Annotated in this window: 10 protein-coding genes; 6 read left to right on the plus strand and 4 right to left on the minus strand. The window is 72.0% G+C overall.

What is annotated here, in order from left to right:
- Positions 1–79 precede the first annotated feature (79 nt).
- The 4 genes from K3769_RS37360 to K3769_RS37375 all read right to left on the minus strand — a co-directional run bounded on the left by K3769_RS37360 (position 80) and on the right by K3769_RS37375 (position 6,609).
- Complete coding sequence (locus K3769_RS37360) at positions 80–733, minus strand: maleylpyruvate isomerase N-terminal domain-containing protein (protein WP_267030646.1); 654 nt, start codon at positions 731–733, stop codon at positions 80–82.
- Positions 734–799: 66 nt separating this feature from the next.
- Positions 800–2,968 (minus strand): RNA polymerase recycling motor ATPase HelR, encoded by a 2,169-nt coding sequence (gene helR, locus K3769_RS37365; protein ID WP_267030647.1) that lies wholly within the window; start codon positions 2,966–2,968, stop codon positions 800–802.
- A 212-nt stretch (positions 2,969–3,180) separates the two neighbouring features.
- Positions 3,181–4,755, minus strand: a complete 1,575-nt coding sequence (locus K3769_RS37370; protein ID WP_267030648.1) for a glycoside hydrolase family 43 protein — start codon at positions 4,753–4,755, stop codon at positions 3,181–3,183.
- A gap of 435 nt (positions 4,756–5,190) precedes the next feature.
- A complete protein-coding gene (locus tag K3769_RS37375) occupies positions 5,191–6,609 on the minus strand; it encodes a glycoside hydrolase family 76 protein (RefSeq protein WP_372515186.1) in 1,419 nt (472 codons plus the stop codon).
- A gap of 413 nt (positions 6,610–7,022) precedes the next feature.
- Here K3769_RS37375 and K3769_RS37380 point away from each other — a divergent pair, with 413 nt between their 5' ends.
- The 6 genes from K3769_RS37380 to K3769_RS37405 all read left to right on the plus strand — a co-directional run bounded on the left by K3769_RS37380 (position 7,023) and on the right by K3769_RS37405 (position 15,109).
- Positions 7,023–8,126 (plus strand): LacI family DNA-binding transcriptional regulator, encoded by a 1,104-nt coding sequence (locus tag K3769_RS37380; RefSeq protein ID WP_267030650.1) that lies wholly within the window; start codon positions 7,023–7,025, stop codon positions 8,124–8,126.
- Between the two features lie 174 nt (positions 8,127–8,300).
- Entirely contained in the window at positions 8,301–9,914 is a 1,614-nt protein-coding gene (locus tag K3769_RS37385) for an FAD-dependent oxidoreductase (RefSeq protein WP_267030651.1), read from the plus strand.
- Positions 9,915–10,002: 88 nt separating this feature from the next.
- Entirely contained in the window at positions 10,003–12,147 is a 2,145-nt protein-coding gene (locus tag K3769_RS37390) for a hydantoinase/oxoprolinase family protein (RefSeq protein ID WP_267030652.1), read from the plus strand.
- Positions 12,144–12,737 (plus strand): hypothetical protein, encoded by a 594-nt coding sequence (locus K3769_RS37395; RefSeq protein WP_267030653.1) that lies wholly within the window; start codon positions 12,144–12,146, stop codon positions 12,735–12,737. The genes K3769_RS37390 and K3769_RS37395 overlap by 4 nt, the downstream gene beginning before the upstream one ends.
- Positions 12,738–12,740: 3 nt before the next feature.
- The gene (locus tag K3769_RS37400; protein ID WP_267030654.1) at positions 12,741–14,027 is read left to right on the plus strand and encodes a TRAP transporter large permease subunit; all 1,287 of its coding nucleotides are present in this window, start codon (positions 12,741–12,743) and stop codon (positions 14,025–14,027) included.
- Positions 14,028–14,071: 44 nt separating this feature from the next.
- Positions 14,072–15,109 (plus strand): glycoside hydrolase family protein, encoded by a 1,038-nt coding sequence (locus tag K3769_RS37405; protein WP_267030655.1) that lies wholly within the window; start codon positions 14,072–14,074, stop codon positions 15,107–15,109.
- Positions 15,110–15,149: the final 40 nt, after the last annotated feature.

The following is a 15,149-nucleotide window of genomic DNA, read 5'->3' on the forward strand; positions in this document are numbered from 1 at the left end:
ACGGCACCCTAGAAGGGCCCCACCAGGGGCGGACCGGCGGGGCCGCGGATCCACCCGGCCGGGGAGATGACACAGGATCTCAGCCCAGTACGAGCGGGAGCCGTTCGGCGAAGGTGCCCAGGGCGGTCCTCTCCGCGTCGGTCGGCGTCCGCCGGCCGGTGCCGATCAGCAGCGCGGCCCGGTCGGAGAACGAGGCCGGGAACGGCGTCCCGGCGATCCTCTCCAGCGCCGCGCGAGCCGCCGCCAGGGTCTCGGCGGGCGGCCCGCCGGTCGAGGTCAGCCGGGCGATCAGGTCGAGGTGGTGCAGGGTCGCTTCGAGCACGTACACGGACAGGTACGCGCCGACGGTCAGCACCTCGTCACGGGTGCCGACACGGGCCGCGGGATCGGCGAGTCCGGCTGCGCGGCCCGCGGCGGAACCGACGTCGTCGAAGTGGAACTTCAGCAGCCCCGGCTCCCCGTACGCGGCGGCCAGCCGGGGGATCAGCGCGTCCAGCGGATCCTCGCCGGCCGGGGCCCCGTCGAGCTGCCAGTACGTGACCGCGTCCACGGTCGGCTCGGTGTCGGCGGGGGTGGCTAGGGTGATCAGGATGTCCTGGGCGTCGATGACCAGGTGGCACACCAGATCCCGCACGAGCCACCCCGTACAGCCCGACGGCTGCTCGAAGTCCTCGTCCGGGACTTCGGCGACCGCCGTGCGCAATGCGTTCCAGGCGAGCGAGAAGAGCTTCACCGCGGCACGGTATGCCCGAACACGACCGCGGACAAGCGCGCATACGGAGGGGAGGGCCGGCCGGGCTCAGTCGCCGGTGAGGACGACCAGTCGCTGCGTCGCCCGGGTCATCGCGACATAGCGGTCGACCGCTCCCGCGATCCCGGTCCCGTACGTCTGCGGGTCGACGAGGACGACCAGGTCGAATTCGAGCCCCTTGGACAACTCCGGGGTCAGCGACCGGACGCGGGGCGTCGCCCGGAACGTCGGATCGCCGATGACGCAGGCGATCCCGTCCCGGTGCGCGGCGAGCCAGGTGTCCAGGACCGAATCCCGGTCCGCGACGGATCCATGGACGACGGGAACACCGTTGCTGCGGATGGAGGTCGGCACGTTGGCGTCCGGCAGCGCGGCCCGGATGACCGGCTCGGCCTCCGCCATGACCTCCTGCGGGGTCCGGTAGTTGATGCTCAGCGAGGCCACCTCGATCCGGTCGAGCCCGATCCGCTCCAGCCGCTCCCGCCACGACTCGGTGAACCCGTGCCTGGCCTGCGCGCGATCCCCGACGATGGTGAAACTCCGGGACGGGCAACGCAGCAGGAGCATCTGCCACTGCGCGTCGGTCAGCTCCTGCGCCTCGTCCACGACGACGTGCGCGAACGGGCCGGCCAGCAGATCCGGTTCGGCGACGGACAGTTCGGACTCGTCGACCATGCTGACCCTGGCGTCCTCGCCGCGCAACATCCTCACCAGGCCCTCGCCGTCGTCGCCGTCGGCGCCCGAGTCGGCCGCGGCCTCGATCAGGTTGTCGACGACCTGCGTCATGCGCTCGCGCTGGGCGGCGAGGGTGGCCTCGTGCCGGCGCCTGCGCCGCGCCGACTCCGGGTCGCCGAGCCGCTGCCGCGCCGCGTCCAGGATCGGCAGGTCGGACACCGTCCACGCCTGCGGGTCCGCGCGCTGCAGCCTGCGTACGTCGTCGGGGCCGAGCCAGGGAGCGCACATCCGCAGATAGGCGGGCACCGACCACAGGTCTCCGACGACGTCGGCCGCTTCGAGCAGGGGCCAGGCGCGGTCGAGGGTCCCGGTCAGCTCCTCGTCGTGCAGCAGCGCCCGGCGGAACAGCTCGGGAGGCACGTCGTCGTCGAGCCTGTCCAGCAGGATCGCGAGCAGGGCCTCCCAGATCTGGTCACGTGCCTCGTTGTGCGGCACACCGGGGCCCGGCGTCCCGAACGCCTCGGCCCAGTCGTCGGCGCTCAGCCGCACGTCGGACCAGGGTGTGGAGACCGTCATCCCCTGCGTGGGCGGCTCCTCGTAGAACCCGACGGCCGTCTCGACCGCCCCGACCAGGCGCGCGGACGACTTGAGGGACGCCACGTCCGGGTCGGTCTCGTCCGGCGCTCCGGCCCCCTCGGCGACGAGGTCCCGCAACGTGCACGTCCGCACGCCCTCCTCCCCGAGGCTGGGCAGGACATCGGCGACGTACGCCAGATAGGGCTGGTGCGGGCCGACGAACAGGACGCCGCCCCGGCGGTGACCGAGACGGGGGTCGGAGTAGAGGAGGTAGGCGGACCGGTGCAGGGCGACGACCGTCTTGCCCGTGCCCGGGCCGCCGTCGACGACGAGCGCGCCAGGGGAGCCGGCGCGGATGATCGCGTCCTGGTCGGCCTGGATGGTGGTGAGCACGTCCCGCATCCGGCTGGAGCGGGTGCTGCCCAGACTGGCGACGAAGGCGGAGTGATCGTCGAGCGCCGCGTGTCCTTCGAGGCCGTCGGCGGTGAACACCTCGTCCCAGTAGTCGCTGATCCGGCCGCGGGTCCAGCGGTACCTGCGACGGCTCACCAACCCCAGCGGGTTGGCGTGGGTCGCCGCGAAGAACGGCTCCGCCGCGGGCGAGCGCCAGTCGGTCAGCAGCCGCCGTCCGGCGCTGTCGGTGAGGCCGAGCCGTCCGATGTACAGCGGCTCGGGGTCGTCCGCGCTCACGACGTGCCCGAGGCAGAGGTCCAGGCCGAAACGGCGCAGGGCGCGCAGCCGGGCGGTCAGCCGATGGATCTCCGCGTCGCGCTCCATCGCCTCCCGGCCGATGCCGCCGGGCGCCCTGCGCTCGGCGTCAAGACGGTCGGACAGTTCGGCGATGGTCTGGTCGAGGGTCTCCGCGATGGCCGCGAAGTGCTTCTCGTCGCCGCCGATCAGCAGCGGGTCCGCCTTGGGGGAGAGGTGGTCGGGAAGGTCGAACGCGCTCGTGGTCAAAGAGTCCATGTCATCGGCTCCTCCCGGTTCGATGTCACCGCGCGGCCCATGAACCGGCAAAAACGCACGCACTTCGTGAATCACCCTCTTCCGCAGTTACTCGTCTTGAGTGCGAGATTCTGCAGCAGGACGGGGGCCTTGCCGCAAGCCCCCCGGTGCGCTATAAGTTGAGAGTGGCAAGGAGTGGTTGTTCCTGCTTGCCCTCATCGCCCGCCGCTAGGTCAGGAAGCTGCCGCGGCCCTCTCGGAGCCCGTGTCGGCCTCCGCCCCGGACCTCAGCTCGAACCAGTCGAAGGCCGCACTGCCCCGCGTGGCGTACATGCCGAGGACACGGCCGGTGAAGCCCCCGGCGACCTCGGTGGTCAGATAGCGGCCGTCGAGTTCGGCGAGGACCTCGAAGACACCGCCGTCCGTCTCGTAACCCAGCCGAAGTGTGTCGGGGCCGCCGGCGCGCAGGCCGGGCGGCGGAGCCGTCGCCGGGTCGCGGGAGATGACCGTGGGCGGCAGGACGTCGGAGGTCGTGATGTCGATGCGCAGTCCCAACGGACCGGCGGGCACGGTCCGTTCGGCGAGCGAGTGGCTCAGCGGGCCGATCCTGGCGACCGCGCGGACCGTCCCGTCGGCCACCTCCACCTCGTAGTGGTGCGCCTCGTCCAGGCGTACCGCGAGCCCGCCCCGGCCGCCGTCGAGGACCTCGACCAGCGTGCGCGCGGTGCAGTCGGCATCGCGCTGCCTGCGCCCGACGAAGAGCGCGCCTGGTGTGTCGAGACTGTCCGCGCGGGCGTGCAGGACCAGGTGGCCCGGCCGCTCGTCGAGCCGGACGGCCTGTGGGTCGCTCCGTCGAAGAGACACCCAGCACGGCGCGAGAGACGGGGAGTCGAAGTGGTCGCGGTCCGGCTCCCGCGGCCAGGGGTGCGGGGTGAGCGCCGGAGCCTGCGCACGCGGTTCCAGCGGTCCGGGCAGCGGCCAACCGTCCTCCCACCGCACCGGCGCCAGGAACGTCTCCCGGCCCATGCCGTGGTACATGGGTGTGTCACCCCGGGGCCTGGTGCCCAGCAACACCATCCACCAGGTGCCGTCCTGCGCCTGCACCAGATCGCCGTGGCCGGTGTTCTGCACCGGATGGCTCGTACTGCGGTGGGACAGGACGGGGTTGGCCGGATGCGCTTCGAAAGGGCCCGGCAGCGTACGGGACCGGGCCACCGACAGGGCGTGGCCGCGCTCGGTGCCGCCCTCCGACAGCAGCAGGTACCACCAGCCGTCGATCCGGTAGAGGTGCGGGCCCTCGGGATACTGCAGTCCGCTGCCCGACCACATCGGCACCGGATCGCCCAGCGGTTCGCCGGACTCCGGGTCGAGGCGGACCCCTCGGATCCCGCCGTCCGAGAACACGCACCAGCAGGTTCCGTCCTCCTCCCAGGCCAGGTCCGGGTCGATGCCCGGGACGCCGACCGGTACCGGGTCCGACCAGGGCCCCGCCGGCTCCTCGGCGGTGACCAGGATGTTGCCCGCGCCGGCGACCACGGTCGTGATCAGGTGGAAGAGGCCGTCGTGATGGCGCAGCGTGGGCGCGTACACGCCCGTGGAGGCGGGGGCGGTGTCGGGCAGCGCCAACTGCGACGGCCGGTCCAGCGCGTGCCCGATCAGCCGCCAGTGCACCAGGTCGCGGCTGTGCCACAGGGGTACGCCGGGTACGTACTCGAAACTGGACGTCGCCAGGTAGTAGTCGTCACCGACCCGGCAGACGCTGGGGTCGGGGCTGAAGCCCGGGATGACGGGGTTGTCGAAGTACGTCATGTCCGTCCCTGTGAACGTGCAGTGCGGCCGAGGAAGTGCCCACGGTTGCCCTTGGACGGGCTTCGCGGAGCTTACGTCGAAGCGCTTCCGCAAACGCCGACGTCGGGTCTTTAAGGGGCGCGGGGAACGGCGCGCTCAGCCCCGACGGGCCCGCACCTCGAATGAGGCCTGGACGCAGGGCTTTTCAGGGGCGCGGGGAACTGCGCGCTCAGCCGCAAGGGGCCCGCACCTCGAAAGGCGCCTGGACACTGGGCTTTTGAGGGGCGCGGGGAACTGCGCGCTCAGCCCCGACGGGCCCGCACCTCTGCGACTCGCCCCGCGCCGGGCGGTGGGCGGTGGGCGGTCGTCAACACATCCACCGACCCGACCCGGCCCGCCCGGCCGACCCGCGCCGTCCGGCCCGCCCGGCGACCCCCCGGGACGGACGACGCCGCCTCAGGACGCCGCGTTCATCAGATCGAGGGCACTCTGCTGGCGCGCGGCGTCCGTCTTGTCCAGCGGGCCGTACCAGCGCAGACCGTACTGGTCGAGCGGATTGCGGTCGGCGGCGTAGGCCTGGGCGGCCTGTTTGTTGAGGTAGGTGGTGTAGGGGCGGTCGGACAGGACCGCGTTCAGCTTCGCCAGGCCGCGTACGTCGGCGCCCTTGAAGGACGCCCCGTCCGCGCCGCAGTCCCCCGACTCGCAGGGGTCCCTCAGGATGCCGGCCGAGGTGTTGAGCTTGCTCGACACGGTGTTGGCGTCGGCGATCCGGCGCGCGGCGGCGAGCACCGAGGAGTCGCCCGTGGCCTTGTGCAACTCCACCAGGCCGCCGACGAGTTGACCCTGGTTGTAGGACCAGACCGTGCTGTCGCCGACCTTGCAGGTGCTCAGACTCAGGCCGTCGCTGACCGTCTGGTCCGCGTTGATCATGCCGGTTCCCTGGAACCAGCTCCAGTCCGCCTTCGCACGCTGGAGGTAGGTGGTGTCGCCGGGGATACGGTTGTGCAGGGCGGCGTTCAGCTCGATGTACAGGGAGTTCGGGATGGCGTTCTTGACCGTCTTCGCGGTGCTCCACCACACCCCGCCGCCGCAGGTGTTGTCCCAGTAGGAGGCCATGTAGTCCGCGTCGGCCCGTGCCGTGGCCAGATAGCGGGGGTCGCCGGTGAGGTCGTACGCCGCGATCCAGGTCAGGCCCCACCAGCCGGTGTCGTCGATGTAGTCGTTGCGGAACTGCCCGTCGGCCGCGTTGACCTGCAGATCGTAGGTGCGGCCGATGGCGTACCGGTAGCTCTGCATGCCGGTGACCCGGATGTTGTCGATGACGGCGTGCAGCGCGTTGGCCGAGTTCCACCAGCCGGTGGTGTCGAACAGGCCGGTGCCGTAGTTGTAGAACTGCATCTGCGCGGTCGCCGCCGCGGTGCGCCGGTTGCCCGCGTTCCAGGTGGACCGGGCCCACGGTGTGCAGACCACGTCCGTGCGGTCGGCGGCCTTGCCGCAGGCGCGCAGCGCGCCGACGCCGTGGCCCGCCCAGTCGTCGACGTTGTACATCAGCGTCCGCCAGCCCGTCCGGCCCGCCGGGATCTTCGTGGCGCCGAGGCGGCTGTTCGAGGCCCAGGTCCGGCCGCCGTCGTAGGAGCGGTCCAGCCACACCTCGTCCCCGGGAGCGCCGTTGCCGACGGAGGCCCAGCCCATGGCGTCGGCGTCGTCGAAGTGCAGCTCGAACGTCCGCGAGAAGAGCGTGGCGGAGACAGGTCTGCGGTCCTGGCCGCTGAGGGCCGGATCCCGTGCGTCGCAGTAGGTGTTGCACACGGTCGCCGCGGCGACCGAGGGCGCCGCGGAGGAAGGCGGCGCGGAGTGCACGACCAGGGCTGACATCGTTGTCAGAGCGAGAGTGAGAGCGGCGAACGACGATCGCAAGACGCGCATGGATGAACTCCCGAGGCTTGCCGAACACTGCGGTGGGGGCACAGGTGCTGCTGATCCTGGGAAAGGCTCGGCGTGGACGCTAACCGGAACCGGTTGACGGGTCAATGGTCCGGTTCAATGGTCATGGTCCACCGCGCTCGCCGGAGAAACCTGGCGGCGGTCCTGGTAACGACCCGGGTGGCGACCCCGGGTGGCGACCCCGGCGGTGAATCCGGCGACGATCCGGTGGTCGGCCGCCGGGCCAAGAAGTCGTGTCGCACCCCTTGACCGATGCCGTGCGGACACTCCACAGTTCTGCTAATGCGCATTACTTATACGCATTAGCAAGCTGGGTGGCGGCCCACGGCGGCCGGGTGAGGAGCATGGTGGAGCAGCCCAGGAAGGGACCCAGACGTGGGCGGACCCCCGCGGCGACCGGACGCACGTCCCGGCCGCGGCAGGCGGAGGTCGCCCGGCTGGCCGGAGTGTCCCAGGCCACGGTGTCGCTCGTGCTGTCGGCCAAGGCCCAGGGTTCGGCGATCTCGGACGAGACACGGCAGCGGGTGCTCGACGCGGCCCGCAGCCTCGGCTACGTACCGGATCCGGCGGCCCAGCGGCTGGCGGCGGCCCGCAACAACCTGCTCGGCGTCTACAGCTTCACGGCCACCTTCCCGACGGACGTGGAGCACTCCTACTACCCCTTCCTCGTCGGTGTGGAGCGGGAGGCCGCCGCACGCGGTTACGACCTGGTGCTCTTCACGGGGTCGAGTTCCGGCGGTGCCAAGGCGGCCGGTCCCGAGGCGCTCAACCGGGTCCGGCTCGCGGACGGCTGCCTGTTCCTCGGCCGCCATGTACCGATTGCCGAGCTGAAACGGATGGTCGCCGACGGTTTCCCGGTGGTGCACCTCGGCCGCCGCGAGGAGCTGGAGGGCCTGTCCTGGGTCGGCGCCGACTACGTGAGCGCGAGCAGCGAGGTGGTCCGGCACCTGGCTTCCCTGGGGCACCGCCGGATCGTCCTGGTCCGTGAGGACGACGACGCGCCCGCCTCCACCGACCGTCAACGGGGCTTCCTGGAAGGGCTGGAGGCGGCCGGACTGCCCGGTGGGTCCGAGGCCGTCTTCCGCTGCGCCGACCCCCGGCGCGAGGTCACCCCCGAACGGCTGCGGAGCTGGCTCGCCGAGGGTGTCACCGCCTTCGTCGCGGAGGAGACCGACACCGGGGGTGCCTGGCGAGCCCTGCGGACAGCCGTCGAGGAGGCCGGCCTCAGCTACCCGGACGACCTGTCCCTCGCGCTCCTCGGCAGCCCTCCTTCCGACCTCGCCGGGGACCCCCAGCCCACCGGATTCGACGTCCCGCGGCACCAGTTGGGCGCCGCCGCGGTCCGCATGCTGGCCGCACTCGTGGCGGGGGAGGCGGCCGAGGAACCCCTGGTCACCTGCGCCTTCCGGGCGGGTGCGACCACCGGGAGCCCACCGGCACGGCCCTGACACCGGCGCGCGGCGCACGGGTCGGACCCCCGGCCAACCGGCGGACGAACCGATGCCTGCACCGCCGGACGAGCCGATGACCGCATCGCCGGACGAACCACCGGCTGTACCAACAGCCGAACCACCTGCTGCACCAGCAGAAGAAGAGCAGCTGAACCACCAGCAAGGAGAAGCGTGATTCCGAAAGCCGACATCCTCATCGTGGGCGGCGGGCTCGGCGGCGTGGCCGCCGCGCTGGCGGCCTGCCGGGCCGGACGTACCGTCGTGCTCACCGAGGAGACCGACTGGCTCGGGGGACAGCTCACCTCGCAGGCCGTGCCACCCGACGAGCACCCCTGGGTCGAGCAGTTCGGCACCACCGCCACGTACCGTCAACTGCGCGAAGGCATAAGGCAGTTCTACCGGCAGTGGTACCCGCTGCGCGCCGAGGCGCTGGCCCTCCCGGACCTCAACCCGGGCGCCGGACGGGTGAGCAAGCTCTGTCACGAGCCGCGCGTCGCGCTCGCCGTCATCGACGCGATGCTCGCGCCCCACCGGGCCGCCGGCCGGCTGACCGTGCTCACCGACCACCGGCCCGTCGCGGCCGAGGCGGACAACGATGTCGTACGGTCCGTGACGCTGGAGCACTGCCAGGACGGCGGCCGGCAGGTCACCGTCCGTGCCCGATACGTGATCGACGCCACCGAGACCGGTGAACTCCTCGACCTCGCGGATGTCGAGCACGTCACCGGAGCCGAGGCGCGGTCCGAGTACGACGAACCGCACGCCCCGGACGAGGCCCAGCCGCTCAACCAGCAGGGCATCACCGTGTGCTTCGCGCTCTCCCACCACGAGGGCGAGGACCACACCGTCGAGCGGCCCGCCGACTACGACTTCTGGCGCGCGTACCGGCCCGACTTCTGGCCCGGACCCCTGCTGGGCTTCCAGGCACCGGACCCCCGCTCCCTGGAGTCCGTACCGCGGACGTTCGAGCCCAACCCCGAGTTGGACCCGCTCGCCGTGAGCGCCGACCAGAGCGCGGACGCCGGTGACAAGGAGCTGTGGGGCTTCCGCCGCATCCTGGCGCGCAGGATGCACCGCCCCGGCGCCTTCGACTCCGACATCACCCTCGTCAACTGGCCGCTCAACGACTACTGGTTGAAGCCGCTCGTCGGGGCGGGCGCGGAGACCGGCGCCGAAGCGGTCGCCGGGGCACGGCAGTTGTCGCTGTCGGTCCTGTACTGGCTGCAGACCGAGGCGCCCCGCCAGGACGGCGGCACCGGATTCCCGGGCCTGCGTCCGCGCCCGGACGTGACCGGCACCCCGGACGGCCTCGCCAAGGCGCCCTACGTCCGCGAGTCGCGCCGGATCAGGGCCGTCACCACCGTCACCGAGCACGACGTGGCGATCGACCTGGTCGGACCCTACGGCGGCACCAAGTACCGGGACTCCGTCGGAGTCGGCAACTACCGCATCGACCTGCACCCCTCGACCGGCGGAGACAACTACATCGACATCGGCTCGGTGCCCTTCGAGATCCCGCTGGGCGCACTCGTGCCGAGGCGGGTCCGCAATCTGCTGCCCGCCGGCAAGAACATCGGCACCACCCACATCACCAACGGCTGCTACCGGCTCCACCCGGTGGAGTGGAACATCGGCGAGGTCGCCGGCGCGCTCGCCGCCCACTGCCTGGCCGAGGACGTCGAACCCCACCAGGTGCAGGCCGAGGACAAGCGGTTCGAGGAGTTCGCGCGCGGCCTCGACCGGGCCGGCGTGCAGCGCCACTGGCCCGACGTACGGGGCTACTGAGAGCGAGGGGCGGGCGGACCGGCTGCCCGGCCGGTCCGGCCCGTCCGGTGTCGCGCATGACTGACAGAGCACAAGGAGGTGCCCAGACATGACCACCCACAGAATCCGCGTCGGCATCGACGTCGGCGGAACCTTCACCGACGCCGTGGCCGTGGACGCCACAACACTGAGCCTGCTCGGCCAGGTCAAGGTCCCCACCAGCCACCATCACGAGGACGGTGTCGCCCACGGCATCGTCGAGGCGCTGGACCAACTGCTCCAGCAGGTCGGCCGCGATCCCGCCGACGTCGCGTTCCTGGCCCACGGCACCACCCAGGCGACCAACGCCCTGCTGGAGGGCGACGTCGCCACCGTCGGCCTGATCGGCATCGGCACCGGACCCGGCGCAGTCCTCACCCGCCGGCTCGCCGCCCTCGGCCGGCTCGAACTCGCCCCCGGCAAAAAGCTTCCGCTCGCCTACGCGCATGTGGCGGACCCCGACGACACGAGCGCCGTACGCGCCGCGGTCGAGCAGGTCACCGCGGCGGGGGCCGAAGTCCTCGTCGCCACCGAGCCGTTCGCCGTCGACCGGCCCGAAGGGGAGCAGTCCGTACTGGAGACCGCCCGCGCCGCCGGGCTCCCGATGACGGCCGCGCACGAGATCACCTCGCTGTACGGGCTGCACAAGCGCACCCGTACCGCCGTCGTCAACGCGGCCATCCTGCCGCGCATGCTCGCCACCGCCGATCTCGTCGACTCGTCCATCACCAAGGCGGGCATCACCGCGCCGCTCATGGTCATGCGCTGCGACGGCGGGGTCATGGCGCTCGACGAGATGCGCAGGCGCCCGCTGCTGACCGTGCTGTCGGGCCCGGCGGCCGGAGTCGCCGGAGCCCTGATGCAGGAGCGGATCAGCGAGGGCGTCTTCCTCGAAACGGGCGGCACCTCCACCGACATCAGCGTCGTACGCCGGGGCAAGGTCGCCGTCCGGCACGCCACGATGCTCGGCAGGACCTCGTACCTCAACGCCCTCGACGTCCGCACGGTCGGGGTCGGCGGCGGCTCGATGGTCCGCGTCGACCTGACCCACGGCAGCCAGGCCCGCCTCACGGCCGTCGGACCGCGCAGCGCCCATATCGCCGGGCTGCCCTACGCCTGCTTCGCCGACCTGGACGAACTGCGCGACGCCACCCTGGCCACCGTGCGCCCGATGCCCGACGACCCGGCCGACCACGCCGTCCTGGACGCGGCGGGCGGCCGGTACGCGATCACCATGACGTGCGCCGCCAACGCTCTCGGCCGCGTCCCGGAAGGGGACTTCGCGCGCTGCGACCAGGAGGCCGCGAAGGCCGCGATCGCCCCGCTGGCCGCCGCCCTGGGCGTGGACGTGCCGACGGCCGCCGCCCGCATCCTCGACGCGGGCGCCGAGCAGGTGAAGTCGGTGGTGGACAAGATCGTGCGCGACTACCGCCTCGACGCCGACACCGCCGTCCTCGTCGGCGGCGGGGGAGGAGCCGCCACCGTCACCCCGCACCTCGCGGCCCTCACCGGCATGGAGGGCCGGATCGCCCGGCACAACGAGGTCATCAGCCCGATCGGGGTGGCCCTCGCCCTGGTGCGCGAGCAGATCGAACGGATCATCCCCGGCGCCACCCAGGAACAGATCCTCGCCGTACGCGCCGAGGCCGAGCAGGCCGTCGTCGCCCAGGGCGCCGCCGCCGACGGAGTCGAGGTCGAGGTGACCGTCGACCCGCAGACCAGCACCGTCCGCGCCATCGCCACCGGCGCCACCGAACTGCGTACCCAGGACCGCTCGCACAGCGCTGACGACTCCGAACGCCTCGCCGCCGCCGCAGCCAGCCTCAAGACCGACCCCGACCGGGTCACCGTCCTCGCCGGCACACCCGCCCACACGGTCTACGGCACCGAGGTGCGCCGCCGGCTGCGGGCGACCCGGCACCCCGTACGCGTCGTGGACGCCGACGGTGTCGTACGGCTGCACGCGGCCGACGCGCAGGTGGCCGCCACCACCGTGGGCGCCGCCCCCGAACTGCTGAGCAACCTCGTCCGCGAGGCCACGTCGTACGGCGACGGCGGTGTCCGGGCGCCCGCGCTGCGGCTGCTCCTCGGCTCCCGTATCGCCGACCTCTCCGGAGTCCTCGAACCGCAGCCGCTGCTGGCCCTGGCCCGCAGCGAGATGCGCGACCGGGCCGCCGACGAGCCCGTGGTGGCCGTGGTGGAGGTGCGCTCATGACCCGCGCCCACGCGACCACCACGGACCCGGTCGCCCAGCAGGCCACCGACGACCTCGATCTCGCGGTACGGCTGCTCGCCGGCACGCCCACCCACGAGGGGCGTGACCCCGCCCTCCTGCGCCGCTGGGCCGAGGCCGCCGACGCCTTCGGCGCGGCCCTCGAACCCGGCCCGTGCGGCGCCCGGATCGTGGAACGCGACGACGGACTCGAAGAGTTGCTGCTCGCCCGCTACACCTCGCGCCCCGCCACGGTCGAGATCTACGTCGACACCGTCGACCGCGCCGAGCGGCTCATCGACGAACTCGGCTGGCGCCACTGGTACCCCGTGGGGTCCGTGCGCGCCGCGGCCCTCGCCCACGAGAGCGCGCACGAGCACTTCCACCACAGGGCGACCAGGACCGCACTCAAGGAGGCGATCGGGCACACCGCGCTGCGGCTCGGCCGCCTGCGGGTCCTCGCCCATGTCGCGGGGGCCGAGGAGATCGCCGCCCACGCCTACGCCCGTACCGTCTGCGGACTCGGCCGCAGCCCCCTCCTGCTGACCGCCGCGCTGGCCGCCGCGGTCGGCGCGCCAGGAAGAGAGAACTGAGCCATGGGTGTCGTCATCCTGCTCGTCATGGCCGCGGGTGTCGCCGCCATGCTCACCCGCAAACTGCCCACGGCGTTCGCGCTCGTCCTGCTCGCCGTCGTCATCGCCTTCGTCGCCGGCGCACCGCTGACCGGCGAGAACAGCGTCATCGACACGGTCCTCCAGGAGGGCGCCCCCGCGCTGGCCGCCACCATGATCGCCATCGTGCTGGGCTCGTGGCTGGGCAAGCTCCTGGAGGAGACGGGGGTCGCCGCCACCCTCGTACGCAAGATCGTCGAGTTCGGCGGGGACCGCCCGGTCGTCGTGGCACTCGGCGTCCTCGCCGTCTCCGCGCTCGTCGGCACCGTCACCGGATCGGCGCCCGCCGCCATGCTCGCGGGCCTCATCGGCATCCCCGCCATGATCGCGGTGGGCATCCCCAAGGTGACCGCCGCCGGGACCATCCTCATGGGCATCGCCGTCGGCATCCCCTTCGAACTGCCGCTGTGGCAGTTCTTCTCCACCGCGCTGGAACTGCCCGTCGAGACCGTCCGCGGCTTCATGGTGAAGCTGTTCCCGTTCGCCCTGGTGGCCGCCGTCCTGTACGTGTTCGTCGAGTCGCGGCGGCGGGGCGTCGAACACACCTGGTCCCTCAAGTCCGTGCAGGACAAGCCCCGTTCACCGAACCGTCGGCAGCGGCTCGGCGACGCCCCCTGGTACGCCCTGCTCACCCCGGCCGTACCGCTGATCCTCGCCCTGGGCTTCGAACTCGCCATCATCCCCTCCCTGCTGGCCGGCGTCCTGTACGCGCTGGTCACCACCACCCGCCCCCGCGAGATGAACAAGCGCCTGCTGCGCACCCTGTACGGCGGATTCGAGGTGGCGGCCCCGCCGATCGCCCTGTTCATCGCCATCGGCATCCTGCTGGCCGCGGTGAAACTCCCGGGCGCGGTCGAGGCACTGGAACCGCTGGTGAAGGCGGTCAGCCCGCAGAACGCCGTGCTGTTCGTGGGCGTCTTCACCCTGCTCGTGCCGCTGTGCCTGTACCGGGGACCGCTGAACGTGTTCGGACTCGGCGCGGGGATCGCCGGTGTCCTCATCTCCACCGGGATCTACCCGGCCGCGGTCGTCCTCGGCATGGCCACCTCGTACAACCAGGTCTTCGGTGTCGCCGACCCCACCAGCACCCAGACCGTGTGGGCCGCCCAGTACGCGGGCGTCTCCCCGCAGCAGGTCATGGTACGCACCCTGCCGTACGTGTGGGCCGTCGCGCTCGGCGGGCTGTGCGTCACCGCCGCCACCTACCTCTGACCGACCTCCGACCGCCCCCCCCGCCTCTCTTCCTGGAGTCGACCATGAACGAGCCGCGTCCCGCCCGTCGTCTGTTCCTGCGTGCCGGTGCCGCCACCGGCGCCGCCCTGACCGTGGGCGGGCTCACCGCCCCGGCCGCCCCCGCCCTCTCCGCGGACGGGGCCGCCGCCCCGGCCGCTGCCGCCGCGCCCGGCGGATTCCCCGACTACAAGTACGTCCGCACCCTGCTCACCCCGTCCCAGCTGAAGTACAACCCGACGGGCGAGATCATCTTCCCGTGCATCCGGGGCACGGCCGGCCGCCTCGCCAACCCGCTGGGCAGGTACTACCTGTACTACGGGCCGCACGACGCGCCCGGCGGCATCTGCCTGGCCTACGGCGACTCCCTCGAAGGCCCGTTCACGGAGTACCCGAACAACCCGATCGTCTCCAACAACTGGCAGCCGCACTACAAGGTCAGTCATGTCGCGTCCGCGCACGTCATGTGGATCGAGGCCTCCAAGGAGATGTGGATGTACTTCCACGGGGAGAACACCACGACGCGGCTGGCCCGCTCCAAGGACGGCATCAACTTCACCTACGACAAGGTCGTCCTGTCCACGTCCATGCTGCCCAGCGGCACGACCGAGACGTCGTACGCCCGGGTCTTCCCCCACGAACTGCCGTCCCGGGGCGCCCACTTCGTGATGCTCTTCATGCTGAACAACACCTCCAACCACCGTGACATCCACTGGGGCTGGTCGGCCGACGGACGCAACTGGACCTTCGACCAGCAGCCGCTCGTGCGGCACACGGACGTCGGTGCCGTCAACGTCGGCGGCCCCCACCTGCTGCACCGCGACAACAGCACGTACGTCGTCTACAACAAGGACAAGGCGAGCGGCGGCGACATGATGATCACCGAGGTCGGCAACGACTTCAGCAAGCGCACGCACCTCGGCGTCTTCTACAACTCCCGCAGCGCCGCGCCGGAGAACGGCCGCGCTGCCGCCCCGTCGTTCGGTACGGACGGCGGAGTCCCGTACATGATCTACGAGGCGGGGGAGCGGCTCGCGGGTTCGATCGCGATGGCCCGCGGCTGACGAGCGCGCCCACCCCTCTCTCCGGCAGGTCGACGGCAGT

The sequence above is a fragment of the Streptomyces ortus genome, assembly GCF_026341275.1.
GTDB lineage: Bacteria > Actinomycetota > Actinomycetes > Streptomycetales > Streptomycetaceae > Streptomyces > Streptomyces ortus.